The sequence below is a fragment of the Vibrio mediterranei genome (genome assembly GCF_013364395.1).
In the GTDB taxonomy this organism is placed as follows: domain Bacteria; phylum Pseudomonadota; class Gammaproteobacteria; order Enterobacterales; family Vibrionaceae; genus Vibrio; species Vibrio mediterranei.
This window is the reverse complement of sequence record NZ_JABXGK010000001.1, coordinates 141040-165036: the sequence shown is the minus strand read 5'-3', so window position 1 is coordinate 165036 and position 23997 is coordinate 141040. Positions and strand designations below refer to the sequence as shown.

Below are 23997 nucleotides of genomic sequence, written 5' to 3'. Positions count from 1 at the left end.
TCCTTGTAAAAATACTTAAAACGGGAAGAAATAGGGAATAAGTGCCAATACCAAAACGGAATAGACAATAGAGATAGGTATCCCAATTCTCATGTAATCTTTCAGTTGGTAATTACCAACGCTATAAACCAGTAGATTAGTCTGATAACCATAAGGGGAGATAAAACTCGCGCTCGCACCAAACAGCACAGCCATTATGAAGGGCATGGGATCAACGCCGTAGCCGACTGCCATACTGTAGCCAATGGGAAACGCCAATGCGGCGGCAGCATTGTTGGTCACCAATTCGGTTAGGATAAGTGTCACCAAGTAAGTGGCCACTAACGCTCCAAATACGCCCCAACCATTGAATAGCTCGATAAACATCGCCCCCATGCGCTCAGAGAGGCCAGTAGATATCATCAACTGCGCGATAGACAACGCCGAACCAACAATCACCACAATGTCGACCGGAAAGCGACGCCTTAGCTCGCCGATATTAACGATGCCAAAGGCCAGAACCGCAATTAGATACAGTGCTAGCCCCTTAATTATGGGGAGAATGTGAGTGAGTGCTAACGCAATCACAGCAACAAAACCAAGCAGCACGTAACTCGATTTAGCAAAATCAAGTTTGGCACTGGAATCTAAGTCATTGACCAGCACAAACTCTTTTCGATGTTGGCGACGAGCCTGTTCGAACCCTTTACCAGGCGCCAACACCAATGTATCTCCGGCCTGTAAGATAATATTGCCGAGACCACCTTCCAGTCGTTCATGACCACGCCGAATCGCCACCACAACCGCATCAAAACGGTCACGAAAATGGCTCGATTTAAGCGTGTTATTACAGAAGGTCGCCGATGAGCTGACCACCACTTCCAATAGGTTCTGTCCGTTGAGATGGTGCTGTCCGAAAAACGTCAAACCCTGAATTTCTTGAAGAGTAGCAACACTTTCCACATCACCACAAAACAGCAGACGATCCTTAGCTTGAAGGACAAAGTTAGGGTCCACTGAAGCCAGAGTTTCACCATCTCGTACCACTTCAGCCAAAAACAACTTTCGTAACGCCCTGAGATTGTTCTCTGCAATGCTTCGTCCCACTAGTGGTGAGCCAGGCTCCACTCGAGCTTCCAAAAAGTAGGGCAAATCATCTTGATTCGCATCATCATAATTAGGCAGAAGATAACTCAATGGAATCAGTACCAGTACTCCACCGACTAAGACACTAAGTCCTATCCAAGTGGGTGCGAAAAAGTCCAAACTTGGTAAGCCCACATCTTCAACGAAGCTATTGATTATAAGGTTGGTAGAAGTACCAATTAGCGTCAGTGTGCCTCCAAGGATAGCCGTATAAGATAAAGGAATAAGCAGCTTTGAAGGGGCATGACGCTGGTTGCGCTTAATAGCGCCAATTAATGACACAACAACAGCGGTATTGTTGGTAAAAGAAGAGAGCAAAGCAGTAGAAACCCCAAGCTTTGCCACTACAGAGCCTAAACGGCCTGTCGCAATGGAACGACTAACCCAACTGATCAATCGAGTTTTTTCTAACGCCGCAGACGAGAGAATCAGTAGCACCAAAGTTAATAGCGACGAATTAGTAAAATTGGTCGCTATCGCATTAAGCTCTAACATACCGGAAATAAACGCGATAAACGCAGCACCAGCAAAGATAAGGCTCGGTTTTATCTGGGTCGCGATCAAGCAAGCAATGATAGACATCAACAGTGCTAGCACTACTCCTTGTTCCCACATATCCTTCTCCCTACTGCTTAATGCTACGTTACATTGATTTCACGTCACAATGGTTCCAACTAACTAAGATGTTAGATATTGGCATCCCACTCAGGGAAGTGCTTCATAATGAGTGCTTTCAGTTCTTTCTCAAATGCCCCCATGCGCTCTTGAGGTGAACGTTGTTCTTCAGCTAATGCCTCACGAACCAAGCCTGCACCTACTGTGACATTAGTGAGTCGATCGATAACAATAAAACCACCCGTATCTTGCACCGCATCATAACTATCTACCGCAACCGACTCTGTAAGTGACCACTCACATAAACCAATACCGTTGAGAGGCAAAGCGTCAGTATCAAAAGACTTAAGTGTATTAATGTCATATTGATGACGAACACCTTCTAGCTGGCCCTGAGTTTTCTTACCTGCAATCTTGATGTCATAGCTTTTACCTGCAGCCAAAGGCTCATCAGTCATCCAAACCACATCAGCAAGCAGACGATTTGACGACACCACTTTCGCGTCTTGTTTCACAATCAAGTCACCGCGACTAATATCGATCTCATCACTTAAAGTCAGCGTTACTGCTTGACCAGCAAATGCGCGAGGCAAATCACCATCGAACGTCACAATACGTTCTACACGTGATGTTTTCCCAGAAGGTAGTGCTTTGATTTCATCGCCAACCTGTATTTCGCCTGAACCAATGGTGCCAGCAAAACCGCGAAAATCGAGGTTAGGTCTATTCACATATTGCACTGGGAATCGGAAATCTCCATTCTGCTTCTCTTGGTCGATATCGACTTTTTCTAGCAGATCAAGCAGTGGCTCTCCTTGATACCAATCCATGTTGTTGCTCAAGTCGACCACGTTATCGCCTTCTAGAGCAGAGATAGGAATCATCTGGATATTGATGTCTTTGCCTAAGTTTTCCGAAAACGTTAGGTATTCATCACGAATTGCTTCGTAACGCTGTTGAGAGAAGTCCACTAGGTCCATTTTATTCACCGCGACGATAAAGTGCTTAAGACCCAACAAGCTCGAAATAAACGAATGACGACGCGTCTGATCCAATACTCCTTTTCGAGCATCGATCAAGATAACCGCAAGATCACAGGTCGACGCACCGGTCGCCATGTTACGAGTGTATTGTTCGTGCCCTGGCGTATCGGCAATAATGAATTTTCGTTTCTGGGTTGAGAAATAACGGTAAGCCACATCGATGGTAATACCTTGTTCGCGCTCTGCTTGCAGACCATCAACCAATAAGGCTAAATCAGGCTTCTCACCCGTTGTTCCCACTCGTTGACTATCAGAGTGAACGGCCGCCAATTGATCTTCATAGATTTGCTTAGAGTCGTGGAGTAAACGGCCAATTAAGGTACTCTTGCCATCATCAACCGAACCGCATGTCAGGAATCGGAGTAAAGATTTGTGTTGATGCTGATTCAGGTAGCCTTCAATACCTAGTTCAGCAAGTTGTGCTTCTACTGCGCTATTCATAATCTGTTCCTTCGATCCTTAAAAGTAGCCTTGACGTTTCTTAAGCTCCATCGATCCTGACTGATCGTGGTCGATCGCTCGTCCTTGTCGCTCACTGGATGTAGCCACTAACATTTCTTCTATGATGCCTGTCAGTGTGTTCGCTTCCGATTCAACGGCACCCGTTAATGGATAGCAACCTAATGTTCTAAAGCGTACGCTCTTATGTTCCACAGTCTCATCAGAACCAATCTCCATGCGATCATCATCAACCATGATCAGCATGCCATCACGCTCGACAACGGGACGTGGGGCTGCAAGATAAAGTGGAACGATTTCGATATTCTCTAAGTAGATGTATTGCCAAATATCAAGCTCAGTCCAGTTAGACAATGGGAATACACGAATGCTTTCCCCTTTATTGATTTGACCGTTGTAGGTTTTCCACAGCTCTGGACGTTGGTTTTTTGGGTCCCAAGTATGGTTCTTATCACGGAAAGAGTAGACTCGCTCCTTAGCTCTCGACTTCTCCTCATCACGTCTTGCACCACCAAACGCTGCATCAAAACCATATTTATTTAACGCTTGCTTAAGTCCCTGCGTTTTCATGATATCGGTGTGCTTTGAAGATCCGTGTACAAATGGACTACACCCCATCGCAAGCCCTTCTGGATTCTTGTGAACCAAAAGCTCAAATCCATATTTCTCTGCAGTGCGATCGCGAAATTCGATCATTTCTTTGAATTTCCAATCGGTATCAACATGCAGCAAGGGAAATGGGATTTTTCCGGGATAAAACGCTTTGCGCGCTAAGTGCAACATGACAGAGGAATCTTTACCGATGGAGTACATCATCACCGGGTTATCAAATTCGGCCGCCACTTCTCGGATGATATGGATGCTTTCGGCTTCCAATTGTTTTAGGTGTGTGAGTCTTTCTTGGTCCATGTATTGTGCTTCCTTTTTCTATGTCAGCCACCCAGTGACTAACACAAGACTGATTCAGTAATAGCTATAATTAGGCACGCTGCCTTTCGACCCGCTGTTGTGGCTTCATCTCATCATGGTCTTGGCCAAACCACGAAAGTTCATCAGCAAGAGATACGACTTCTCCCACAACAATAAGTGCCGGAGATTCAGCGTGTTGTGCTAATTCCGGTAAATTCGATAAGGTGCCACGTAATACTCTCTGTGAACGCTGAGTCCCACGTTCGATAATCGCTACTGGAACAGTTTTACTACGACCGTGCGCCAGTAGTTGTTGCTGTATGTAGTCGGACTTCATTAACCCCATATAGATGACAAGTGTTTGATTACCTCTAGAGAGCGTTGACCAATCCATATCATCAGCGTCAGGCTTTAAATGTCCTGTGACGAACAGTGCAGATTGTGCGTAATCACGATGAGTAAGTGGGATGCCTGCGTAAGCTGTTGCGCCAGCGGCTGCGGTAATACCAGGAATGACTTGGAATTGAATACCTGCTGCTGCAAGCACTTGAAGCTCTTCACCGCCACGGCCAAATACAAAGGGATCGCCACCTTTAATACGTGCGACTTTATGCCCACTTTGTGCAAACTCTACCAATAATTGATTGGTCTTCTCTTGCGGAACACTGTGGTGACCAGCACGCTTGCCTACACAAACCAAAATGGTACTTTCCGGCACCAACTCCATGATGTCATCAGAAACCAGGTAGTCGTAAAGCACCACATCCGCTTGTTGAAGTAGATTAAGAGCCTTCAGGGTGAGTAACTCAGGATCGCCGGGACCTGCACCAATTAGCGCAACTTCACCCGCCCGTAATACTGAACTTGGCAACTTGGGCTTATGATAACTGCTCACCAAAGTTGGTGTGGCTACCTTGCCCTTTGGTAGTGGTTGAGACGAATCCATAATAACAATCCTTCGCTAGTCGAATGATGGCATTATGACCACTCCTCTATATTACCTGAAATTCTAAAATTTCATTTTTTATTCCAAAAGTCACTAAGAAGATTTTATTAGCGCAGAACAATGTGAATTTTTGATCCATCTTCCGCCCGATTTTGACGAATGGAACTAGGCTTGAAACAAAAGTTGCGAGATGTGTATCAGATTGCACTTGAGTGTGCATTTAAGATCACACTTTTTATGTATACGTAAACTTTCTTACACAACAAATTGCTACACTTAGCAAGTTTAAAATCAATTACCCCTACAAAGGATATGAAGATGAAAGTGGCAGTGAAACCTATTTCAATTGCAGTTCTTGGTGGCATGCTAGCGATGGCGGGCCCAGCAATGGCAGATGAAATTAAGCTCCGAATTATCGAAACAACTGACATTCACACCAATGTCATGGACTATGACTATTACAAAGATAAGCCAACTCAGAAGATTGGTTTAGCTCGAGCTGCCACACTAGTAAAAGAAGCGCGTAATGAAGTAACGAACAGTGTTCTCGTTGATAACGGTGACCTTATTCAAGGTAGTCCGATGGGCGATTATATGGCGTCTAAGGGCATCAAGCCTGGTGAAACACATCCAGTCTATAAAGCGATGAATCAATTGGACTACGATGTGGGTAACATCGGTAACCACGAGTTTAACTACGGTCTAGAGTTTTTAGCGACAACATTGGAAGGTGCTAACTTCCCGTACGTCAGCGCTAACGTATTTGATAAGAAAACGGGCGAACACTACTTCAAGCCTTATTTAATCAAAACACACACCTTCAAAGACACTGATGGCAATGCTCACGAAGTTAAAGTTGGTTATATCGGCTTTGTTCCACCACAAATCATGGTATGGGATAAGAAGAACTTAGAAGGTAAAGTTTTCGCCAAAGACATTAAAGAAACCGCTGAAAAGCTCGTCCCTCAAATGAAAAAGGAAGGCGCAGACATTATTGTTGCGATTCCTCACTCTGGCGTATCAAGTGACCCTTACAAAGCTGGCGCAGAAAACTCGACCTATTACTTATCTGAAGTAGACGGTATTGATGCCATTGCATTTGGTCACTCTCATGCCGTATTCCCTGGTAAAGGTTTTGACAATATTCAAGGCGTTGATAACCAAAAAGGTACAATTAACGGTGTTGCAGCGGTTATGCCTGGCCGTTGGGGTAGCCACGTCGGTGTGATGGATCTTGTGTTAGAACAAGACGGCGATAGCTGGAAAGTCGCGGAAGCGCAAACAGAAGCACGCCCTATTTTCGACGCTACCAATAAGAAACCACTTGTTGACGCTGATAAAGGCATCGTCAGCGCAGTCAAAGAAGATCACAATGCAACACGCGACTTCGTTAATCAACCTATTGGTAAAGCGAATGACGTGATGTACAGCTTCCTTGCTCTAGTTCAGGATGATCCTACGGTTCAAATCGTCAACTTAGCGCAAAAAGACTATGTAGAAACCATGATTCAAGGTGATCCGGACCTAGATGGTTTACCGGTACTTTCTGCTGCAGCTCCATTTAAAGCCGGTGGTCGTAAAAATGACCCAGCAAACTTCACTGAAGTAGAGTCAGGTCAGCTTACATTCCGTAACGCAGCCGACCTTTATCTCTATCCAAATACACTAGTTGCTCTGAAAGTAACCGGTAAAGAAGTCAAAGAGTGGCTTGAGTGCTCTGCTGGCCAATTCAAGCAAATTGATGTGACATCAAGCCAACCTCAATCGCTTATCGATTGGGATGGTTTCCGCACTTATAACTTTGATGTTATGGACGGGGTAAACTACCAGATCGATGTCAGTAAGCCTGCTCGTTATGATGGTAACTGCAAACTACTTGATGGTAACAGTGAGCGAATCGTAGATCTTACCTACAAAGGTAAACCAATCGACATGAAACAAACCTTTATCATTGCGACTAATAACTACCGTGCATACAGCAACAAGTTCCCAGGTACAGGCAGTGACTTTATTGCGTTTGATTCACCGGATGAAAACCGTACTATCGTGGCCAACTACATCTCTAAAGTTAGCCAAGAAAAAGGTGAAGTCACACCAAGCGCAGATAACAACTGGCGTTTTGCTCCTATCAAAGCGGATGTTGCATTAGATGTTCGTTTTGAAACATCACCATCGAATAAAGCGGCACAGTTCATCAAGGACAAAGGTCAATATCCAATGAAGAAAGTCGCTACCGATGATGTCGGTTTCGCGGTTTACCAAATCGATCTACAAAAATAATTAAGTTAATCGATAATAAGCCACGCATAATGCGTGGCTTTTTTTTTGCTGTCCGTTTAGTCTAAGAAAAAACAGTGACAAGTGAGAACTATGATTAATTGGAACACTAAAACCTTTACCCAGCTAACCACACTTGAGTTGTATGAACTGTTGAAGCTTCGAGTCGACGTGTTTGTCGTAGAGCAAACCTGCCCTTACCCTGAGTTGGATAATCATGACCAAGTTAACGGAGTTCATCATTTAATGGGCTATGATGGCGACACTCTTGTCGCATGTGCAAGACTATTACCCAAAGGCACTACTTACGACTATGTGAGTATCGGTAGAGTCGCAACTAAAGCATCACATAGAGGTGGCGGACTTGGTCATGATCTCATTGTTCAAGCTAAACTGGAGTGCCAGCGCCTTTGGCCTAATGAAACCATAAAGATTGGCGCACAATCTCATCTACAAAAATATTATTCGCGACACGGTTTTGAAGCTTGCTCTGAAGAGTATATGGAAGACGATATCCCCCATATAGATATGAAACTTCTAAAATAAACAAAGGGGCCAATATAGGCCCCTTTGTTTATTGAATTGCTCTTAATTACTTCGTTGTCACTTACTACGACCGAAGCCTCCATCTGATAGTCTAAAGAACATGATGGACTGATCGCCACGTTCAATTTGTAGAATATCTAGATTACCTTCTGGGCTGAATTTGAACCGAATCAACTGACCTTGCTTAATACGACTTAACGGTTTGTCGCTTCCTTCTATTCTTGCTAACGAATTCAGGTCGGCCATAGATAACTGGTTTTTACGAAACACCTGCGCCAGTGTGTCACCTTTTTTGACGGTATACTCACGCCAATTGGTTTCTACTAACTGCTCAGACTGTACGCTGGAGGGTTGTTCGCTAAGAGACTCGGTATTAACACTTACAGCGATTCGCTGATTGGCCTGAGTCGCTTGAGCGGGTTCGTTCTTTTTGGTTGGGATGAGTAGTAATACCACCAATAGAGGAATTAGAACGCTTAATAGACGTCGATGAAGACGTGGAAGTCTCATCCAGAACGCCTTAATTTTTGACGTCCATTGTGAAACATCAGGCTTATTTATTTTCTTTAAGCTCGAAAAGTCGAGAGCCTGCCATTTGTCCTTTAGCACTTGAACGTGGTCAACTTTTTGCTTCTTTCTTTGACGACGATTCATTACATTCCGTCTCCTAATAAACAACCGCTTCAGTTTAAAAAAACCTGCGTTTAGAGTATAGGAAAATCGCAGGAATTACCTTTTATAGCAGTCAAATGTCACAACTTTAACAACGAAAACGAATTAATTAGTAAAAGTTGGTTAGAGCGTTTCGGTTTCACACTAGAACTGGTATCCTTTCACCTTCATTCGAATAGCAAGAGAGACCGTCATGTCTGACGTGAAATTAGAAACTGTAGAACAGAAAGCAAGCTATGGTATTGGTCTACAAATGGGCCAACAACTTGCAGGTAGCGGCCTTGAAGGCCTAAACGTAGACGCAATCGCTAAAGGCATTGCAACTGCGCTAACTGGTGACATGCCAGAAATCGAAATCGACGCAATCAATGCAGCTCTTCAAGAGCTTCACACTCGTGCAGAATCAGCTCGTCAAGAAGCGGCGAAAGCAGCGGCAGCAGACGGCGAAGCTTTCCTAAAAGACAACGCTCTACGTTCAGAAGTAACTGTTCTTGAGTCTGGTCTTCAATACGAAGTAATTACTGAAGGTACTGGCGCAGTACCAACCGCAGAAAACACAGTACGTGTTCACTATCACGGTGAACTAACAGACGGTACTGTCTTCGACAGCTCAGTATCTCGCGGTCAGCCTGCAGAGTTCCCTGTGACTGGCGTAATCAAAGGTTGGGTTGAAGCACTTCAACTAATGCCTGTAGGTTCTAAGTGGAAACTATACATTCCTCAAGACCTAGCATACGGTGAGCGTGGCGCTGGTGCTGCTATCCCTCCATTTGCTGCTCTTGTATTTGAAGTAGAGCTTCTAGACATCCTAGCGTAATGTCACATTTAAATTGAATCTAAAAGCAGCGCTATTAAGCGCTGCTTTTTTTTACGCTATGCTTTAACTATCAATAATTAATAGGACAAAGCATGACTAAAAGTGTGATTTTAACCTTAGCGATAACTACCACCTTCTCATTTAATAGCTACGCCGAATTCGATATATCTGGCGTTAGTTCTGACTCTGCAAATAGTCTATTAAGTAGCGCCTCTCAATTGGCTCAAACCAACTCACCAGTTGTCGACAACTTAGTTAAAGAACTGTCGATTTCCCCACAACAGGCAGCAACAGGCGCCGGTGCACTGCTTTCTCTAGCTAAAAATCAGTTAGGCTCAGGACAAGGGAGTGAATTGAATTCACTAATTCCAGGGCTAAGTTCACTCACAAATAGTGGTTTACTCAGTTCAGTAGAGAACATGGAAAGTGTTAAAAATGCCTTTGCATCAGTTGGATTGGACCCTGCTTTGATCTCCCAATTCACGCCAGTGATATTGGATTATCTGGGCACACAAGGCGCGAGCAGTGGCTTAATGAACTCGTTGAGTGGCTTATGGCAGGAATAGGCAACATTGCTACGCGATGTTCTATCGATAGCAAATTCTATAGATACAAAAAAGCCGAGCATAAATGCTCGGCTTTTCAGTTCTTACGAACCTACTGATTACTCAGCAGCAGCTTCTTCAGATGCTTCTGGGCGATCTACAAGCTCAATGTAAGCCATTGGAGCTTTATCACCAGCACGGAAGCCAGCTTTTAGGATACGAGTGTAACCGCCCTGACGAGCAGCAAAACGTGGACCTAGTTCGTTGAATAGTTTCGCAACTACTTCGTTATCACGAGTACGTGCAAATGCTAGACGACGGTTAGCAACACTGTCAGTCTTAGCTAGTGTAATCAAAGGCTCAACTACGCGACGTAGCTCTTTTGCTTTAGGCAATGTAGTCTTGATTACTTCATGACGTACAAGAGAGCTAGCCATATTGCTGAACATCGCTTTGCGATGGCTGCTGTTGCGGTTGAGTTGACGACCACTCTTACGATGGCGCATGACCTAATCCTTCTAACTAGTATCGATTAATCTTCAGCGATAGACGCTGGTGGCCAATTTTCTAGGCGCATGCCTAGAGAAAGACCACGTGATGCAAGTACGTCTTTAATCTCAGTAAGAGATTTTTTACCAAGGTTTGGCGTTTTAAGTAGCTCAACCTCAGTACGCTGTACAAGATCACCGATGTAGTGAATCGCTTCTGCTTTTAGACAGTTAGCAGAGCGAACTGTTAGTTCAAGATCGTCTACAGGACGCAGTAGAATAGGATCGAACTCCGGCTTCTCTTCCTTCTCCTCAGGAACACGTACATCACGAAGATCTACGAATGCATCCAATTGCTCAGCTAGGATAGTAGCTGCGCGACGGATAGCTTCCTCAGGTTCTAGAGTACCGTTCGTTTCCATATCGATAACAAGCTTGTCTAAGTCAGTACGCTGCTCAACACGTGCCGCTTCTACAGCGTAGGCAATTTTGTCTACTGGGCTGTAAGTTGCGTCAACAAGCAAACGACCGATTGGACGCTCATCTTCTTCAGTATGGATACGAGCTGAAGCTGGAACGTAACCACGACCACGTTCAACTTTGATTCGCATAGAAATCTCAGCGTTGTCATCCGTTAGGTGACAAATAACGTGTTCTGGGTTAGCGATCTCTACATCACCATCATGGGTGATGTCACCTGCAACAACAGGGCCTGAGCCTGATTTGTTCAGTGTAATAAACACTTCATCTTTGCCTTCCGCGACGCGAACAGCTAGGCCTTTCAAGTTTAGAAGTATCTCAAGGATATCCTCTTGAACGCCTTCTTTAGTGCTGTACTCGTGCAGAACGCCTTCGATTTCAACTTCTGTCACTGCACAACCTGGCATAGACGAAAGTAAAATACGGCGAAGTGCATTACCTAGAGTGTGACCAAAGCCACGCTCTAATGGCTCAAGAGTTACTTTTGCGTGTGTCGTGCTGATCTGTTCGATGTCAACAAGACGTGGCTTAAGAAATTCTGTTACAGAACCCTGCATTGTGTCCTCTCTTTAGTTTAAACCTTACTTAGAGTAAAGCTCGACGATCAAGTGTTCGTTAATGTCAGCAGATAGATCTGAACGCTCAGGCATACGCTTGAATGTACCTTCCATCTTGCCAGCATCTACTTCAATCCAAGTTGGTTTTTCACGTTGTTCAGCAACTTCTAGAGCCGCTTTAATACGAGCTTGCTGTTTAGCTTTCTCGCGGATAGAAACAACGTCGTTAGCCGCAACTTTGAAAGAAGGAACGTTTACAACTTTACCGTTAACTAGGATAGCTTTGTGGCTAACTAGCTGACGTGCTTCTGCGCGAGTTGCGCCAAAGCCCATGCGGTAAACTACGTTATCTAGACGACCTTCAAGAAGCTGAAGTAGGTTTTCACCAGTGTTGCCTTTAAGGCGAGCTGCTTCTTTGTAGTAGTTACGGAATTGTTTTTCTAGAACGCCGTAGATACGACGAACTTTTTGCTTCTCACGAAGCTGAACGCCATACTCAGATAGACGACCGCGACGAGCGCCGTGTACACCTGGTGCGTTATCAATTTTACACTTGGTATCGATCGCGCGTACACCAGACTTAAGGAATAAGTCAGTACCTTCGCGACGGCTAAGCTTCAGCTTAGGACCCAAATATCTTGCCATGATTCTTCTCCAATTATCCTAGAAACGTTATACGCGACGTTTCTTAGGTGGACGACAACCGTTATGAGGGATTGGTGTCGCGTCAACGATGTTCGTGATGCGGAAACCAGCAGCGTTCAGTGCGCGAACAGTAGATTCACGACCTGGACCTGGACCCTTAACCATAACTTCCAAGTTCTTAAGACCGTATTCTTTAGCCATTTCAGCACAACGCTCAGCAGCAACCTGTGCAGCGAACGGAGTAGACTTACGAGAACCGCGGAAACCTGAACCACCTGCAGTAGCCCATGCTAGAGCATTACCTTGACGGTCAGTAATAGTTACGATTGTGTTATTGAAAGAAGCATGGATGTGCGCAACGCCATCTGCAACTTGCTTGCGTACGCGCTTACGAGCGCGAGTTGGTTGTTTAGCCATTGTACTCTACCTTCCCGATTATTTCTTGATCGGCTTACGCGGACCCTTACGGGTGCGAGCGTTGGTTTTAGTACGCTGTCCACGTAGTGGTAGACTGCGACGATGACGAAGACCACGGTAACAGCCAAGGTCCATAAGACGCTTGATGTTCATTGATACTTCACGACGTAGATCACCTTCTACAGTGTACTTAGCTACACCATCACGCAGTTGATCGATCTGCTCTTCAGTTAGTTCACTGATCTTAACATCTTCAGCAATACCCACTTCAGCTAGGATAGCTTGAGAGCGAGTTTTACCGATGCCGTAGATCGCAGTTAGTGCGATTACAGCGTGTTTTTGATCAGGAATGTTAATGCCTGCTATACGGGCCATTATTCACTCCTAGTGTTTCTTAAAAAGAATAGCCGCAGCAAAGCCCGTTATGGATACGCTGCGGAGTGCTACTTCTTTTGCACGCAAAAGGTAGGCCGAGGAATATACTCGACCATACCTTTAATTTCAAGTAAAAATTTCTGCTTAATTAGCCTTGGCGCTGTTTGTGCTTTGGCTCACTGCAGATAACACGCACAACACCGTTGCGCTTGATAACTTTGCAGTTACGGCAGATTTTTTTAACGGAAGCACGAACTTTCATTGCTAAACTCCGTAAATGAAATCTGAGACTACCGCCGGATTAACGGCCGTAACCTTTCAGATTTGCTTTTTTCAACACAGAATCATACTGTTGTGACATCAGATGAGTCTGTACCTGTGCCATAAAGTCCATAATTACTACCACTACGATTAGTAGTGAAGTACCGCCGAAGTAGAAACGAACGTTCCACGCGACCATCATGAACTCGGGAATCAGACAGATAAAGGTAATATATAGAGCACCTGCAAGGGTAAGTCTAGTCATTACTTTATCAATATACTTAGCTGTCTGCTCACCTGGGCGGATGCCGGGTACGAACGCACCAGACTTCTTCAAGTTATCTGCTGTTTCACGCGGGTTGAATACCAACGCCGTGTAGAAGAAACAGAAGAATATAATCGCTGCAGCATAAAGCATTACATACAACGGTTGACCTGGGCTAAGAGCCAATGACACGTCAGTTAACCAACCGAACGCGCTGCTCTCACCATTTTGGCCAAACCACTGAGCCAATGTTCCTGGGAACAGGATAATACTTGATGCAAAGATTGCTGGAATAACACCTGCCATATTGATTTTCAACGGTAGGTGCGTGCTTTGTGCAGCAAACACTTTACGGCCTTGTTGGCGTTTTGCATAGTTAACGACGATACGACGTTGACCACGCTCCATAAAGACCACAAAGTAAATAACTGCGAAAGCAAGTACAGCAATCAACAGCAGAAGAAGTACGTGCAGTTCACCTTGACGCGCTTGCTCGATTGTTTGACCGATTGCCGAAGGCAATCCAGCAACAATACCTGCAAAGATCAGAATGGAAATACCATTACCGATTCCACGCTCTGTAATTTGTTCACCTAACCACATTAAGAACATGGTACCAGTTACTAAACTTACGGTAGCAATTAGCGTAAACATGGTTTGGTTGATAACAACCAGATTATTGACCATGTTTGGAAGGCCAGTTGCGATACCTATTGCCTGGAATGTTGCAAGTACAAGCGTACCATAACGCGTATATTGGCTAATCTTACGACGCCCTGCCTCACCCTCTTTCTTGAGTTCGGCTAACGCTGGATGAACTACAGTTAGCAACTGGACAACAATCGAAGCCGAAATATACGGCATGATGCCCAGTGCTAAAATAGATGCACGCTCTAATGCACCACCGGAGAACATGTTAAACATTTCTACGATGGTACCTTTTTGCTGTTCGAACAAATCGGCAAGTACAGCCGCGTCAATACCAGGAATCGGCACAAAAGAGCCAGCGCGGAACACTAAAAGTGCACCAATTACAAATAAAAGGCGCGACTTGAGTTCGTTTAAGCCGCTCTTAGCACTACTAAAATCTTGTCCTGGTTTCTTAGCCATCTGTACCTCGTCCCTCGAGATTAATCCTCGATTTTACCGCCTGCAGCTTCGATTGCAGCTTTAGCGCCTTTAGTCACGCGTAGACCTTTAACAGTCACAGCTTTGTTGATTTCACCTGAAAGAACAACTTTTACAAATTCGATGTTCTTAGTGATAACGTTAGCTGCTTTAAGGCTGTTTAGGTCAACAACATCACCAGTTACTTTCGCTAGCTCAGCTAGACGAACTTCAGCAGACACTAGGCTCTTACGAGAAGTGAAACCGAACTTAGGTAGACGCTGTTTCAAAGGCATTTGACCGCCTTCGAAGCCTGGACGAACACTGCCGCCAGAGCGTGATTTTTGGCCTTTGTGACCACGGCCACCAGTTTTACCTAGGCCAGAACCGATACCACGACCTACGCGCTTCTTAGAAGGCTTAGAACCCGCAGCCGGTGATAGAGTATTCAAACGCATTCTGATTACTCCTCAACTTTAACCATGTAGTAAACCTTGTTGATCATACCGCGTACGCACGGAGTATCTTCAAGTTCTACTGTGTGGTTGATTTTACGAAGGCCAAGACCCTTTAGACACGCTTTGTGCTTAGGTAGGCGACCAATTGAGCTCTTAGTTTGAGTTACTTTGATAGTTGCCATGGTGTTCTTACTCCGAAATAGCTTCAACAGTTAGACCACGTTTAGCAGCAACCATTTCTGGTGACTTCATGCTGTCTAGAGCGTCGATCGTTGCACGAACGATGTTGATAGGGTTCGTAGAACCGTATGCTTTAGATAGTACGTTGTGTACACCTGCAACTTCTAGTACTGCACGCATCGCACCACCTGCGATAACACCCGTACCTTCTGCTGCTGGCTGCATGTAAACTTTAGAGCCAGAGTGGCGACCTTTCACCGGGTGGTGAAGAGTGCCTTCGTTAAGCGCTACAGTAACCATGTTACGACGCGCTTTTTCCATTGCTTTTTGAATCGCAGCAGGTACTTCACGGGCTTTACCGTAACCGAAACCTACACGACCGTTACCGTCACCAACTACTGTTAGTGCAGTGAAGCTCATGATTCGACCACCTTTAACCGTCTTAGAAACACGGTTAACTGCGATTAGCTTTTCTTGCAAATCACTAGCTTGTTGTTGTTCTTTAGCCATCTTCCAACCCTACCTTAGAATTTCAGACCAGCTTCGCGAGCAGATTCTGCTAGCGCCGCTACTCGACCGTGGTATTGGAAACCAGAACGATCGAATGCAACAGCAGATACGCCTTTCTCAAGCGCGCGCTCAGCAACAGCTTTACCTACTGCTTTAGCTGCATCGATGTTACCAGTACTCTTAACTTCTTCACGAATTGCTTTTTCTACCGTAGAAGCGGCTGCGATTACTTCAGAGCCGTTCGCTGCGATTACTTGAGCGTAAACGTGACGAGGAGTACGGTGTACTACTAGGCGAGTTGCACCCAGTTCTGCAATCTTACGACGTGCACGTGTAGCACGACGGATGCGAGATGCTTTCTTATCCATAGTGTTACCTTACTTCTTCTTAGCTTCTTTAGTACGCACATTTTCATCTGCGTAACGAACACCTTTACCTTTATAAGGCTCAGGCTCACGGTAAGAACGAATGTCAGCCGCTACTTGACCAACAAGTTGCTTGTCACAACCAGTGATCACGATTTCAGTTTGGCTTGGACATTCAGCTTTAATACCCGCTGGCAACTCGTGCTCAACTGGGTGAGAGAAGCCTAGTGTTAGACCTACAGCGTTGCCTTTGATAGCAGCACGGTAACCTACACCTTTAAGAGTTAGCTTCTTAGTAAAGCCTTCAGTAACACCAACAACCATGTTGTTTACTAGTGCACGAGCAGTACCTGCTTGTGCCCATGCGTTAGCAACACCGTCGCGTGGACCGAAAGTAAGGTTGTTCTCTTCTTGCGCAATAACTACAGCGTTGTTTAGAACGCGAGTTAGTTCGCCTTTAGCGCCTTTAACGGTAATTTCTTGACCGTCAAGTTTCACCTCTACGCCAGCTGGAATAGCGACAGGTGCCTTAGCAACACGAGACATAATCTACTCCTATTAAGCTACGTAACAGATGATTTCACCGCCAAGACCTGCTTTACGCGCAGCGCGGTCTGACATCAGACCCTTGGAAGTAGAAACAACAGCAATACCCAAACCGCCCATCACAGTTGGTAGCGAGTCTTTGTTTTTATAGACACGCAGACCAGGACGTGAAACACGTTTGATTTGCTCAATTACAGGTTTTGCTTGGAAGTACTTAAGTGTAACTTCTAGCTCTGGTTTTGCTTCGCCTTCAACAGCGAAGTCAACGATGTAGCCTTCAGCTTTCAGTAGTGCAGCAATTGCAACTTTAAGCTTTGAAGAAGGCATTTTTACAGCAACTTTGTTTGCTGCCTGACCGTTACGAACGCGGGTCAGCATATCCGAAATCGGATCTTGCATGCTCATAAGATTTACTCCAAATGATTAAGTGGCAATTACCAGCTAGCCTTACGAAGTCCAGGAATCTCGCCTTTCATGCAAGCTTCGCGAACTTTGATACGGCTTAGACCGAACTTACGTAGGTAACCGTGTGGACGACCAGTTTGGTTGCAACGGTTGCGCTGACGTGAAGCACTTGAATCACGTGGAAGAGACTGCAGTTTAAGAACCGCATTCCAACGATCTTCTTCAGATGCGTTTACATCGCTAATGATAGCTTTAAGAGCTGAACGCTTTTCAGCAAATTTAGCTACTAGCTTCGCGCGTTTTACTTCGCGCGCTTTCATTGATTGTTTAGCCATAACAGTAACCCTTCACCTTACTTACGGAATGGGAAGTTAAAGGCAGCCAGCAGAGCTCGGCCTTCCTCATCGTTTGCAGCAGACGTCGTAATAGTGATGTCTAGGCCGCGAACACGGTCTACTTTATCGTAGTCGATTTCCGGGAAGATGATTTGCTCGCGAACGCCCATGCTGTAGTTACCGCGTCCGTCAAAAGACTTAGCGCTAACGCCACGGAAGTCACGTACACGTGGAAGTGCGATAGAGATTAAACGCTCTAAAAATTCCCACATACGTTCGCCACGCAAGGTTACTTTACAACCAATTGGGTAGCCTTCACGAATTTTGAAACCTGCAACAGATTTACGCGCTTTAGTGATAAGTGGCTTTTGACCAGAGATCGTTGCCATATCAGATGCTGCGTTTTCTAGCAGTTTCTTATCGTTGATTGCTTCACCAACGCCCATGTTTAGGGTGATTTTCTCAATCCTAGGGACTTGCATGACGCTTGAGTAGTTGAATTGTTTGGTCAATTCAGCAACTACAGACGACTTGTAGTAATCATGCAGTTTCGCCATAGTAGAACTCCAAATTACTTTCTAATTAGTTAGAAACAGTTTCGCCGTTAGACTTGAAGAAACGAACTTTCTTGCCATCTTCGATACGGAAACCGATGCGGTCAGCTTTACCAGTAGCCGCGTTAAAGACTGCAACGTTAGAAGCATCAATAGCTGCTTCTTGTTCAACGATGCCACCTTGTTGACCAAGAGCCGGTACAGGCTTCTGGTGCTTCTTAACAAGGTTGATACCTTCAACGATAACTTTACCGGTTGCTAGAACCTTAGTTACTTTACCTTTCTTGCCTTTATCTTTACCAGCAAGAACGATTACTTCGTCATTACGACGGATTTTAGCTGCCATGTTGACGCTCCTTACAGAACTTCAGGTGCTAGTGACACAATTTTCATGAATTTCGCGTTACGAAGTTCACGAGTCACAGGACCAAAGATACGTGTGCCGACTGGTTGCTCAGTAGTGTCGTTTAACAATACACAAGCATTACGGTCGAAGCGAATGACAGAACCGTCTGGACGACGAACGCCTTTACGGGTGCGAACAACTACCGCCTTCAGAACATCACCTTTTTTAACTTTACCGCGAGGAATTGCTTCTTTCACAGTAACTTTGATGATGTCGCCGATGTGTGCATAACGACGGTGTGAGCCACCCAGAACCTTAATACACATTACCTTGCGCGCGCCAGAGTTATCTGCAGCGTCAAGTGTACTTTGCATTTGGATCATTGTTAGTGCTCCGCTAAATATTAAAAACTAGACCCTCTCGGGTCGGGCTGCCTCTTTAAAGGGACGCGAATTGTACCACCCTTTTTTGTGATTGGGTAGACAAAAAATAAGCGGCCCCAAAAAAAATTTGGAGCCGCTTGATTTTCATAAAAAAAACGATTAAATCTTCGCTTTTTCTACAATGCTAACCAAAGTCCAAGACTTCATCTTAGACAGTGGACGGCACTCACGAACTTCAACTGTGTCGCCAATGCCACACTCGTTGTTTTCGTCATGTGCGTGTAGTTTAGTCGTACGCTTTACGAATTTACCGTAAATTGGGTGTTTAACCATGCGTTCGATTGCAACAACAATAGACTTGTCGCCTTTGTTGCTAATTACACGACCTTGTTGAGTACGGATTTGTTCGCTCATTATGCGCCTGCCTTCTCAGTCAAAACAGTTTTCACACGTGCGATATCACGGCGTACAGCTTTCAGAGTATGAGTTTGCTGTAGCTGACCAGTTGCAGCTTGCATGCGCAAGTTGAACTGTTCGCGTAGCAAATTCAAAAGCTCAGCGTTAAGCTCTTCAACGTTTTTTTCGCGTAGATCTTGTGCTTTCATCACATCACCTGCTTAGTTACAAATGTAGTTTTGAACGGCAGTTTGCGAGCCGCTAGGCGGAACGCTTCACGTGCCAACTCTTCAGGTACACCGTCCATTTCGTACATAACCTTACCAGGTTGGATTTGGGCTACCCAGTACTCAACGTTACCTTTACCCTTACCTTGACGAACTTCTAGTGGTTTTTCTGTGATAGGCTTGTCTGGGAATACACGAATCCAGATTTTACCTTGACGCTTAACGTGACGCGTCATTGCACGACGAGCCGCTTCGATCTGACGAGCAGTAAGACGACCACGACCAACAGCCTTAAGACCGAATGTGCCGAAGCTTACGTCTGTACCTTTAGCTAGACCACGGTTGCGACCAGTCTGAACCTTACGGAACTTAGTACGTTTAGGTTGTAGCATCTGTCGACTCCTTACTTACGGCCTTTGCGCTGCTTCTTAGGCTTATCGCCTTTTGGCTCTACAGCGTTAGCTGCTGGCATACCGCCTAGAATCTCACCTTTGAAGATCCAAACTTTAATGCCGATCACACCGTATTGAGTGTGAGCCGAAGAAGTTGCGTAATCAATGTCAGCACGTAGAGTGTGTAGAGGCACACGGCCTTCACGGTACCACTCAGAACGTGCGATTTCAGCGCCGCCTAGACGACCGCTTACTTCCACTTTGATACCTTTAGCGCCAAGACGCATAGCATTTTGTACCGCACGCTTCATAGCACGACGGAACATAACACGACGCTCAAGTTGAGACGCGATGCTATCAGCCACAAGTTGGCCGTCTAGCTCAGGCTTACGTACTTCAGCGATGTTAATTTGCGCTGGTACACCTGCGATTTTAGCTACAGCTGTGCGTAGCTTCTCAACGTCTTCGCCTTTCTTACCGATAACAACGCCAGGACGAGCAGTGTGAATAGTCACACGGATGCTCTTAGCTGGACGCTCGATAACGATGCGTGAAAGAGACGCTTTTGCTAGTTCCTTAGTAAGGAACTGACGTACCTTGAAGTCGCCGTCTAGGTTGTCAGCGAATTCTTTGGTGTTAGCAAACCATGTAGCATTCCAAGGCTTAACGATGCCAAGACGAATACCATTAGGATGTACTTTCTGACCCATTGCTTATCTCCTAGTCTTAAGCGTCTGCAACAACAACAGTGATGTGGCAAGAACGCTTCAAGATACGGTCCGCACGGCCTTTTGCACGAGGCATAATACGCTTCATGATTGGGCCTTCATCTACGAAGATTTTAGCGACTGATAGATCGTCGATATCTGCACCTTCGTTGTGTTCCGCATTCGCGATTGCTGATTCAAGAACTTTCTTAACTAGTACAGCAGCTTTTTTGTTGCTGAAAGTTAGTAGTTCAAGAGCTTGATCCACGTTTTTACCGCGGATTTGGTCTGCAACTAAGCGAGCTTTCTGTGGAGAAATACGAGCAAAGTTATGTTTAGCGATAGCTTCCATCATCTACTCCTTATTTCTTCTTAGCTTTCTTATCAGCAGCGTGGCCGCGATAAGTGCGAGTTGGTGCAAATTCGCCCAGCTTGTGACCGATCATTTCTTCGGTTACGAATACTGGTACGTGCTGACGACCATTATGGACAGCGATGGTCAAACCAATCATTGATGGAATGATCATTGAACGACGGGACCAAGTCTTAACAGGCTTTTTGTCTCCGCTTTCCACCGCTTTCTCTACCTTCTTCAGCAAGTGTAGGTCAATAAATGGACCTTTCTTGAGAGAACGTGGCATGGCGATTCCTCTTTATAGATTACTTGTTACGACGACGTACGATGTACTTGTCAGTGCGCTTGTTCTTACGAGTCTTAAAGCCTTTAGTTGGCTGACCCCAAGGAGATACTGGGTGACGGCCACCAGAAGTACGACCTTCACCACCACCGTGTGGGTGGTCTACCGGGTTCATTACCACACCGCGAACGGTTGGACGAACACCGCGCCAGCGGCTAGCACCAGCTTTACCTAGTTCGCGTAGCATGTGCTCAGCATTACCTACTTCACCGATTGTTGCACGGCCTTCAGATAGTACTTTGCGCATTTCGCCAGAACGTAGGCGTAGAGTTACATATGCACCATCGCGAGCGATGATTTGTGCGTATGCACCTGCAGAACGAGCAATTTGTGCACCTTTACCAGGTTTCAGTTCAACACAGTGTACTGTAGAACCTACTGGGATGTTGCGCATCGGCAGAGTGTTACCTGCTTTGATAGGCGCATCAACACCAGACTGGATAGAGTCACCCGCTTGGATGCCTTTTGGTGCAATGATGTAGCGACGCTCACCGTCTGCGTACAGAACTAGAGCGATGTTTGCGCTACGGTTTGGATCGTATTCTAGGCGCTCAACTTTCGCTGGGATGCCATCTTTAGTACGTTTGAAATCAATCAAACGATAGTGATGCTTGTGACCACCACCGATGTGACGTACTGTGATACGACCGTTGTTGTTACGACCACCGTTCTTAGAGTTTTTCTCTAGAAGTGGAGCGTAAGGCTTACCTTTGTGTAGGTCAGCGTTAACAACTTTAACTACGTGACGACGACCAGGGGAAGTCGGCTTACATTTAACAATAGCCATTGTTTAACTACTCCTGTTATTCCGCACCGCCAACGAAGTCAAGATCTTGACCTTCCGCCAGAGTCACATACGCCTTCTTAACGTCGCTGCGGCGACCTTGACGTAGACCTTGACGTTTAGTCTTACCCTTAAGAATAAGAGTATTTACAGACTTAACTTCAACTTCAAATAGCTTTTCTACAGCTGCTTTGATCTCTTTCTTAGTTGCATCTTTAGCTACTTTGAAAACGATAGTGTTCGCTTTCTCTGCTGCCATAGTTGCTTTCTCAGAGATATGAGGAGCACGTAGAACTTTTAGGATACGCTCTTCAGTGATCATGCTAGCATCTCCTCAACTTGCTTAACTGCTTCTGCAGTAATTACAACTTTGTCGAACGCGATTAGTGAAACTGGGTCGATACCAGCAACGTCACGTGCGTCAACTTTGTATAGGTTACGAGCAGCTAGGAATAGATTCTCATCTACTTCGCTAGTCACGATAAGCGCATCTGTTAGCTCAAGCTCTTTTAGCTTAGCTACAAGCTCTTTGGTTTTTGGAGCTTCTACAGAGAAGTTATCAACAACGATTAAACGCTCTTGACGAACTAGCTCAGAAAGAATGCTCTTCATAGCACCGCGGTACATTTTTTTGTTTACTTTTTGGCTGTGATCTTGTGGTTTCGCAGCAAAAGTAACACCACCTGTACGCCAGATAGGGCTACGAATTGTACCAGCACGAGCACGGCCAGTACCTTTTTGACGCCATGGCTTAGCGCCACCGCCAGATACTTCAGAACGAGTCTTTTGAGCACGAGTACCTTGACGAGCACCTGCTGCAAAAGCAACAACTACTTGGTGTACAAGAGCTTCGTTGAAGTCACGTCCGAAAGTAGTCTCGGAAACAGTTAGTGCATCAGCACCTTTAACCATCAATTCCATTACTTACTCCTAGACGTTAAGCTTTAATAGCTGGTTTTACGATCACGTTGCCGCCAGTTGCGCCTGGGACTGCACCTTTAATAAGAAGCAGATTGCGCTCAGCGTCAACACGTACGATCTCTAGGTTTTGAGTCGTTACACGCTCAGCACCCATGTGACCTGCCATTTTCTTGCCTTTAAATACGCGACCTGGAGTTTGGCATTGACCAATTGAACCCGGAGCACGGTGAGACAATGAGTTACCGTGTGTCATATCTTGAGTAGCGAAGTTCCAACGCTTAACAGCGCCTTGGAAACCTTTACCCTTAGATGTGCCAGTAACGTCTACTTTTTTTACGTCGTTGAAAAGTTCTACGTTTAGCTCAGCGCCAACTTCAAACTCTTCACCGTTTTCCAAACGGAATTCCCAAAGACCGCGACCTGCTTCAACACCTGCTTTCGCAAAGTGGCCAGCTTCTGGCTTAGAAACACGGCTAGCTTTCTTTTCGCCTGCAGTTACCTGGATTGCTGCATAACCGTCAGTATCAAGTGTACGTACTTGAGTTACACGGTTCGCTTCAACCTCAACAACTGTTACAGGGATAGAAACGCCTTCTTCGGTAAAAATGCGGGTCATACCCACTTTACGTCCGACTAGACCAATCATTCTTCTAATCTCCCTTAACCTAGGCTGATTTGAACATCAACGCCAGCAGCAAGATCAAGACGCATTAGAGCGTCAACAGTTTTGTCTGTTGGCTCAACGATGTCGATCAAACGCTTGTGAGTACGGATTTCGTACTGGTCACGTGCATCTTTGTTGACGTGTGGAGAGATAAGAACAGTGAAACGCTCTTTACGAGTAGGTAGTGGAATTGGACCACGAACCTGTGCGCCGGTACGCTTAGCTGTTTCAACGATTTCCGCAGTAGACTGATCGATTAGTTTATAATCGAAAGCCTTTAGGCGGATACGAATACGTTGGTTCTGCATGAGACAGAGCTCCAATAATTAATTATTACACAAACAATATCGCCACTCATACTCGCGAAGGCGAGAGAATGCCGATTGATTTATGTGAAACCGTAGCACTCTAATTGAGCGCATTGTCAGCTAATTTTCGATTAGCCTACTATCAATGATAGCGGGTTAATTGTATTAACTGCGAACATAAGCTGAGTCTACGTTACTAAGTGATTTACCGAGGTAATCCACTTACTCCTCTTTGCTCATTGGTTCACAACTGGCTTAACCAGTGCGAC

The 23997-nt window shown here is 45.3% G+C and carries 37 protein-coding genes; 4 read left to right on the top strand and 33 right to left on the bottom strand.

Annotated features, from left to right (window positions below; all coding sequences use genetic code 11):
• Positions 1-15: 15 nt before the first annotated feature.
• From HOP38_RS00905 to cobA, 4 genes are all read right to left on the bottom strand, one after another.
• A complete protein-coding gene (locus HOP38_RS00905) occupies positions 16-1740 on the bottom strand; it encodes an SLC13 family permease (protein ID WP_198557256.1) in 1725 nt (574 codons plus the stop codon).
• Positions 1741-1811: 71 nt separating this feature from the next.
• Positions 1812-3224, bottom strand: a complete 1413-nt coding sequence (gene cysN / locus HOP38_RS00900; RefSeq protein WP_088876604.1) for a sulfate adenylyltransferase subunit CysN — start codon at positions 3222-3224, stop codon at positions 1812-1814.
• 18 nt (positions 3225-3242) lie between these two features.
• Entirely contained in the window at positions 3243-4151 is a 909-nt protein-coding gene (gene cysD, locus HOP38_RS00895) for a sulfate adenylyltransferase subunit CysD (protein ID WP_006073216.1), read from the bottom strand.
• 70 nt (positions 4152-4221) lie between these two features.
• Positions 4222-5097, bottom strand: a complete 876-nt coding sequence (gene cobA / locus HOP38_RS00890) for a uroporphyrinogen-III C-methyltransferase (RefSeq protein ID WP_198557255.1) — start codon at positions 5095-5097, stop codon at positions 4222-4224.
• A gap of 318 nt (positions 5098-5415) precedes the next feature.
• Between cobA and cpdB the strand changes: the two genes are divergently transcribed.
• Complete coding sequence (cpdB, locus tag HOP38_RS00885) at positions 5416-7377, top strand: 2',3'-cyclic-nucleotide 2'-phosphodiesterase (protein ID WP_198557254.1); 1962 nt, start codon at positions 5416-5418, stop codon at positions 7375-7377.
• Between the two features lie 90 nt (positions 7378-7467).
• Positions 7468-7920 (top strand): GNAT family N-acetyltransferase, encoded by a 453-nt coding sequence (locus HOP38_RS00880; protein ID WP_124940544.1) that lies wholly within the window; start codon positions 7468-7470, stop codon positions 7918-7920.
• A gap of 57 nt (positions 7921-7977) precedes the next feature.
• Here the strand turns inward: HOP38_RS00880 and HOP38_RS00875 are convergent, their stop codons facing one another.
• Complete coding sequence (locus tag HOP38_RS00875) at positions 7978-8574, bottom strand: LysM-like peptidoglycan-binding domain-containing protein (RefSeq protein WP_124940543.1); 597 nt, start codon at positions 8572-8574, stop codon at positions 7978-7980.
• Between the two features lie 211 nt (positions 8575-8785).
• On the opposite strand from HOP38_RS00875, the gene HOP38_RS00870 reads away from it, so the two are divergent.
• Together HOP38_RS00870 and HOP38_RS00865 are read left to right on the top strand one after the other, a co-directional pair.
• Complete coding sequence (locus HOP38_RS00870) at positions 8786-9409, top strand: BamJ family beta-barrel-assembly machinery protein (RefSeq protein ID WP_038228857.1); 624 nt, start codon at positions 8786-8788, stop codon at positions 9407-9409.
• A 92-nt stretch (positions 9410-9501) separates the two neighbouring features.
• Complete coding sequence (locus HOP38_RS00865; RefSeq protein ID WP_124940542.1) at positions 9502-9975, top strand: DUF2780 domain-containing protein; 474 nt, start codon at positions 9502-9504, stop codon at positions 9973-9975.
• A gap of 98 nt (positions 9976-10073) precedes the next feature.
• On the opposite strand, the gene rplQ is transcribed toward HOP38_RS00865, so the two are convergent.
• The 28 genes from rplQ to rpsJ all read right to left on the bottom strand — a co-directional run bounded on the left by rplQ (position 10074) and on the right by rpsJ (position 23728).
• Positions 10074-10460, bottom strand: a complete 387-nt coding sequence (gene rplQ, locus HOP38_RS00860) for a 50S ribosomal protein L17 (protein ID WP_031493230.1) — start codon at positions 10458-10460, stop codon at positions 10074-10076.
• Positions 10461-10486: 26 nt separating this feature from the next.
• The gene (locus tag HOP38_RS00855) at positions 10487-11479 is read right to left on the bottom strand and encodes a DNA-directed RNA polymerase subunit alpha (RefSeq protein WP_038228852.1); all 993 of its coding nucleotides are present in this window, start codon (positions 11477-11479) and stop codon (positions 10487-10489) included.
• Between the two features lie 24 nt (positions 11480-11503).
• Positions 11504-12124 (bottom strand): 30S ribosomal protein S4, encoded by a 621-nt coding sequence (gene rpsD / locus HOP38_RS00850; RefSeq protein ID WP_031493229.1) that lies wholly within the window; start codon positions 12122-12124, stop codon positions 11504-11506.
• A gap of 27 nt (positions 12125-12151) precedes the next feature.
• Entirely contained in the window at positions 12152-12541 is a 390-nt protein-coding gene (gene rpsK, locus HOP38_RS00845; RefSeq protein WP_001118870.1) for a 30S ribosomal protein S11, read from the bottom strand.
• Positions 12542-12559: 18 nt separating this feature from the next.
• Positions 12560-12916 carry a 30S ribosomal protein S13 gene (gene rpsM / locus HOP38_RS00840; protein WP_005450559.1) on the bottom strand — a complete coding sequence of 119 codons (357 nt, stop codon included), beginning with the start codon at positions 12914-12916 and terminating at the stop codon, positions 12560-12562.
• 148 nt (positions 12917-13064) lie between these two features.
• A complete protein-coding gene (gene rpmJ, locus HOP38_RS00835; protein ID WP_000868186.1) occupies positions 13065-13178 on the bottom strand; it encodes a 50S ribosomal protein L36 in 114 nt (37 codons plus the stop codon).
• A 39-nt stretch (positions 13179-13217) separates the two neighbouring features.
• Positions 13218-14552, bottom strand: coding sequence for a preprotein translocase subunit SecY (gene secY / locus HOP38_RS00830; protein ID WP_006075579.1), 1335 nt, complete (start codon positions 14550-14552; stop codon positions 13218-13220).
• A gap of 20 nt (positions 14553-14572) precedes the next feature.
• Complete coding sequence (rplO, locus tag HOP38_RS00825; protein WP_006075578.1) at positions 14573-15007, bottom strand: 50S ribosomal protein L15; 435 nt, start codon at positions 15005-15007, stop codon at positions 14573-14575.
• A 5-nt stretch (positions 15008-15012) separates the two neighbouring features.
• Positions 15013-15189, bottom strand: a complete 177-nt coding sequence (gene rpmD / locus HOP38_RS00820; protein WP_004410429.1) for a 50S ribosomal protein L30 — start codon at positions 15187-15189, stop codon at positions 15013-15015.
• A 7-nt stretch (positions 15190-15196) separates the two neighbouring features.
• Positions 15197-15697, bottom strand: a complete 501-nt coding sequence (gene rpsE, locus HOP38_RS00815) for a 30S ribosomal protein S5 (protein WP_006075577.1) — start codon at positions 15695-15697, stop codon at positions 15197-15199.
• A 14-nt stretch (positions 15698-15711) separates the two neighbouring features.
• Positions 15712-16065, bottom strand: a complete 354-nt coding sequence (gene rplR / locus HOP38_RS00810) for a 50S ribosomal protein L18 (RefSeq protein ID WP_038228845.1) — start codon at positions 16063-16065, stop codon at positions 15712-15714.
• Between the two features lie 9 nt (positions 16066-16074).
• Positions 16075-16608 (bottom strand): 50S ribosomal protein L6, encoded by a 534-nt coding sequence (gene rplF / locus HOP38_RS00805; RefSeq protein ID WP_038228841.1) that lies wholly within the window; start codon positions 16606-16608, stop codon positions 16075-16077.
• 12 nt (positions 16609-16620) lie between these two features.
• Positions 16621-17013 carry a 30S ribosomal protein S8 gene (rpsH, locus tag HOP38_RS00800; protein ID WP_004738788.1) on the bottom strand — a complete coding sequence of 131 codons (393 nt, stop codon included), beginning with the start codon at positions 17011-17013 and terminating at the stop codon, positions 16621-16623.
• A gap of 29 nt (positions 17014-17042) precedes the next feature.
• Positions 17043-17348 (bottom strand): 30S ribosomal protein S14, encoded by a 306-nt coding sequence (gene rpsN, locus HOP38_RS00795; protein ID WP_038228838.1) that lies wholly within the window; start codon positions 17346-17348, stop codon positions 17043-17045.
• 17 nt (positions 17349-17365) lie between these two features.
• Entirely contained in the window at positions 17366-17905 is a 540-nt protein-coding gene (gene rplE / locus HOP38_RS00790; protein WP_038228835.1) for a 50S ribosomal protein L5, read from the bottom strand.
• Between the two features lie 25 nt (positions 17906-17930).
• Positions 17931-18248 carry a 50S ribosomal protein L24 gene (gene rplX, locus HOP38_RS00785; protein ID WP_006075571.1) on the bottom strand — a complete coding sequence of 106 codons (318 nt, stop codon included), beginning with the start codon at positions 18246-18248 and terminating at the stop codon, positions 17931-17933.
• Positions 18249-18259: 11 nt separating this feature from the next.
• Positions 18260-18631 (bottom strand): 50S ribosomal protein L14, encoded by a 372-nt coding sequence (gene rplN / locus HOP38_RS00780; protein ID WP_006075569.1) that lies wholly within the window; start codon positions 18629-18631, stop codon positions 18260-18262.
• A gap of 159 nt (positions 18632-18790) precedes the next feature.
• Positions 18791-19045 (bottom strand): 30S ribosomal protein S17, encoded by a 255-nt coding sequence (gene rpsQ / locus HOP38_RS00775; RefSeq protein WP_006075722.1) that lies wholly within the window; start codon positions 19043-19045, stop codon positions 18791-18793.
• Complete coding sequence (rpmC, locus tag HOP38_RS00770) at positions 19045-19236, bottom strand: 50S ribosomal protein L29 (protein ID WP_004736737.1); 192 nt, start codon at positions 19234-19236, stop codon at positions 19045-19047. Before rpmC ends, rpsQ begins: the two co-directional genes overlap by 1 nt.
• Entirely contained in the window at positions 19236-19646 is a 411-nt protein-coding gene (gene rplP, locus HOP38_RS00765) for a 50S ribosomal protein L16 (protein WP_006075723.1), read from the bottom strand. The genes rpmC and rplP overlap by 1 nt, the downstream gene beginning before the upstream one ends.
• Positions 19647-19657: 11 nt before the next feature.
• The gene (rpsC, locus tag HOP38_RS00760; protein WP_006075724.1) at positions 19658-20356 is read right to left on the bottom strand and encodes a 30S ribosomal protein S3; all 699 of its coding nucleotides are present in this window, start codon (positions 20354-20356) and stop codon (positions 19658-19660) included.
• Positions 20357-20372: 16 nt separating this feature from the next.
• Entirely contained in the window at positions 20373-20705 is a 333-nt protein-coding gene (gene rplV, locus HOP38_RS00755; RefSeq protein WP_031495620.1) for a 50S ribosomal protein L22, read from the bottom strand.
• Between the two features lie 10 nt (positions 20706-20715).
• On the bottom strand, positions 20716-20994 hold the full coding sequence (gene rpsS / locus HOP38_RS00750) for a 30S ribosomal protein S19 (protein ID WP_031495622.1): 279 nt from the start codon (positions 20992-20994) through the stop codon (positions 20716-20718).
• Positions 20995-21013: 19 nt separating this feature from the next.
• Positions 21014-21838, bottom strand: coding sequence for a 50S ribosomal protein L2 (rplB, locus tag HOP38_RS00745; protein WP_031495624.1), 825 nt, complete (start codon positions 21836-21838; stop codon positions 21014-21016).
• Positions 21839-21854: 16 nt separating this feature from the next.
• A complete protein-coding gene (rplW, locus tag HOP38_RS00740) occupies positions 21855-22157 on the bottom strand; it encodes a 50S ribosomal protein L23 (RefSeq protein ID WP_031495626.1) in 303 nt (100 codons plus the stop codon).
• Positions 22154-22756 (bottom strand): 50S ribosomal protein L4, encoded by a 603-nt coding sequence (rplD, locus tag HOP38_RS00735; protein WP_038228833.1) that lies wholly within the window; start codon positions 22754-22756, stop codon positions 22154-22156. The genes rplW and rplD overlap by 4 nt, the downstream gene beginning before the upstream one ends.
• A gap of 16 nt (positions 22757-22772) precedes the next feature.
• Complete coding sequence (gene rplC / locus HOP38_RS00730) at positions 22773-23402, bottom strand: 50S ribosomal protein L3 (protein ID WP_006075756.1); 630 nt, start codon at positions 23400-23402, stop codon at positions 22773-22775.
• Positions 23403-23416: 14 nt separating this feature from the next.
• Positions 23417-23728 (bottom strand): 30S ribosomal protein S10, encoded by a 312-nt coding sequence (rpsJ, locus tag HOP38_RS00725; protein ID WP_031495630.1) that lies wholly within the window; start codon positions 23726-23728, stop codon positions 23417-23419.
• Positions 23729-23997 lie beyond the last annotated feature (269 nt).

Coding starts and splice junctions, on each gene's coding strand:
- rpmD (WP_004410429.1), bottom strand. CDS start 15,189: ATGGCAACTATCAAAGTAACTCAAACTAAGAGCTCAATTGGTCGCCTA.
- rpsH (WP_004738788.1), bottom strand. CDS start 17,013: ATGAGCATGCAAGATCCGATTTCGGATATGCTGACCCGCGTTCGTAAC.
- cpdB (WP_198557254.1), top strand. CDS start 5,416: ATGAAAGTGGCAGTGAAACCTATTTCAATTGCAGTTCTTGGTGGCATG.
- HOP38_RS00880 (WP_124940544.1), top strand. CDS start 7,468: ATGATTAATTGGAACACTAAAACCTTTACCCAGCTAACCACACTTGAG.
- rpsE (WP_006075577.1), bottom strand. CDS start 15,697: ATGGCTAAAGAACAACAACAAGCTAGTGATTTGCAAGAAAAGCTAATC.
- rplV (WP_031495620.1), bottom strand. CDS start 20,705: ATGGAAGCTATCGCTAAACATAACTTTGCTCGTATTTCTCCACAGAAA.
- rpsD (WP_031493229.1), bottom strand. CDS start 12,124: ATGGCAAGATATTTGGGTCCTAAGCTGAAGCTTAGCCGTCGCGAAGGT.
- rplN (WP_006075569.1), bottom strand. CDS start 18,631: ATGATCCAAATGCAAAGTACACTTGACGCTGCAGATAACTCTGGCGCG.
- HOP38_RS00875 (WP_124940543.1), bottom strand. CDS start 8,574: ATGAATCGTCGTCAAAGAAAGAAGCAAAAAGTTGACCACGTTCAAGTG.
- HOP38_RS00870 (WP_038228857.1), top strand. CDS start 8,786: ATGTCTGACGTGAAATTAGAAACTGTAGAACAGAAAGCAAGCTATGGT.
- rplQ (WP_031493230.1), bottom strand. CDS start 10,460: ATGCGCCATCGTAAGAGTGGTCGTCAACTCAACCGCAACAGCAGCCAT.
- rplP (WP_006075723.1), bottom strand. CDS start 19,646: ATGCTACAACCTAAACGTACTAAGTTCCGTAAGGTTCAGACTGGTCGC.
- cobA (WP_198557255.1), bottom strand. CDS start 5,097: ATGGATTCGTCTCAACCACTACCAAAGGGCAAGGTAGCCACACCAACT.
- rplO (WP_006075578.1), bottom strand. CDS start 15,007: ATGCGTTTGAATACTCTATCACCGGCTGCGGGTTCTAAGCCTTCTAAG.
- rpsQ (WP_006075722.1), bottom strand. CDS start 19,045: ATGAGCGAACAAATCCGTACTCAACAAGGTCGTGTAATTAGCAACAAA.
- rpmJ (WP_000868186.1), bottom strand. CDS start 13,178: ATGAAAGTTCGTGCTTCCGTTAAAAAAATCTGCCGTAACTGCAAAGTT.
- rplX (WP_006075571.1), bottom strand. CDS start 18,248: ATGGCAGCTAAAATCCGTCGTAATGACGAAGTAATCGTTCTTGCTGGT.
- rplB (WP_031495624.1), bottom strand. CDS start 21,838: ATGGCTATTGTTAAATGTAAGCCGACTTCCCCTGGTCGTCGTCACGTA.
- rpsS (WP_031495622.1), bottom strand. CDS start 20,994: ATGCCACGTTCTCTCAAGAAAGGTCCATTTATTGACCTACACTTGCTG.
- secY (WP_006075579.1), bottom strand. CDS start 14,552: ATGGCTAAGAAACCAGGACAAGATTTTAGTAGTGCTAAGAGCGGCTTA.
- rpsM (WP_005450559.1), bottom strand. CDS start 12,916: ATGGCCCGTATAGCAGGCATTAACATTCCTGATCAAAAACACGCTGTA.
- rpsC (WP_006075724.1), bottom strand. CDS start 20,356: ATGGGTCAGAAAGTACATCCTAATGGTATTCGTCTTGGCATCGTTAAG.
- rplC (WP_006075756.1), bottom strand. CDS start 23,402: ATGATTGGTCTAGTCGGACGTAAAGTGGGTATGACCCGCATTTTTACC.
- rplW (WP_031495626.1), bottom strand. CDS start 22,157: ATGATCACTGAAGAGCGTATCCTAAAAGTTCTACGTGCTCCTCATATC.
- rpsK (WP_001118870.1), bottom strand. CDS start 12,541: ATGGCTAAACAACCAACTCGCGCTCGTAAGCGCGTACGCAAGCAAGTT.
- cysN (WP_088876604.1), bottom strand. CDS start 3,224: ATGAATAGCGCAGTAGAAGCACAACTTGCTGAACTAGGTATTGAAGGC.
- HOP38_RS00855 (WP_038228852.1), bottom strand. CDS start 11,479: ATGCAGGGTTCTGTAACAGAATTTCTTAAGCCACGTCTTGTTGACATC.
- rpsJ (WP_031495630.1), bottom strand. CDS start 23,728: ATGCAGAACCAACGTATTCGTATCCGCCTAAAGGCTTTCGATTATAAA.
- rpsN (WP_038228838.1), bottom strand. CDS start 17,348: ATGGCTAAACAATCAATGAAAGCGCGCGAAGTAAAACGCGCGAAGCTA.
- rpmC (WP_004736737.1), bottom strand. CDS start 19,236: ATGAAAGCACAAGATCTACGCGAAAAAAACGTTGAAGAGCTTAACGCT.
- rplE (WP_038228835.1), bottom strand. CDS start 17,905: ATGGCGAAACTGCATGATTACTACAAGTCGTCTGTAGTTGCTGAATTG.
- HOP38_RS00865 (WP_124940542.1), top strand. CDS start 9,502: ATGACTAAAAGTGTGATTTTAACCTTAGCGATAACTACCACCTTCTCA.
- rplF (WP_038228841.1), bottom strand. CDS start 16,608: ATGTCTCGTGTTGCTAAGGCACCTGTCGCTATTCCAGCTGGCGTAGAG.
- cysD (WP_006073216.1), bottom strand. CDS start 4,151: ATGGACCAAGAAAGACTCACACACCTAAAACAATTGGAAGCCGAAAGC.
- rplD (WP_038228833.1), bottom strand. CDS start 22,756: ATGGAATTGATGGTTAAAGGTGCTGATGCACTAACTGTTTCCGAGACT.
- HOP38_RS00905 (WP_198557256.1), bottom strand. CDS start 1,740: ATGTGGGAACAAGGAGTAGTGCTAGCACTGTTGATGTCTATCATTGCT.
- rplR (WP_038228845.1), bottom strand. CDS start 16,065: ATGGATAAGAAAGCATCTCGCATCCGTCGTGCTACACGTGCACGTCGT.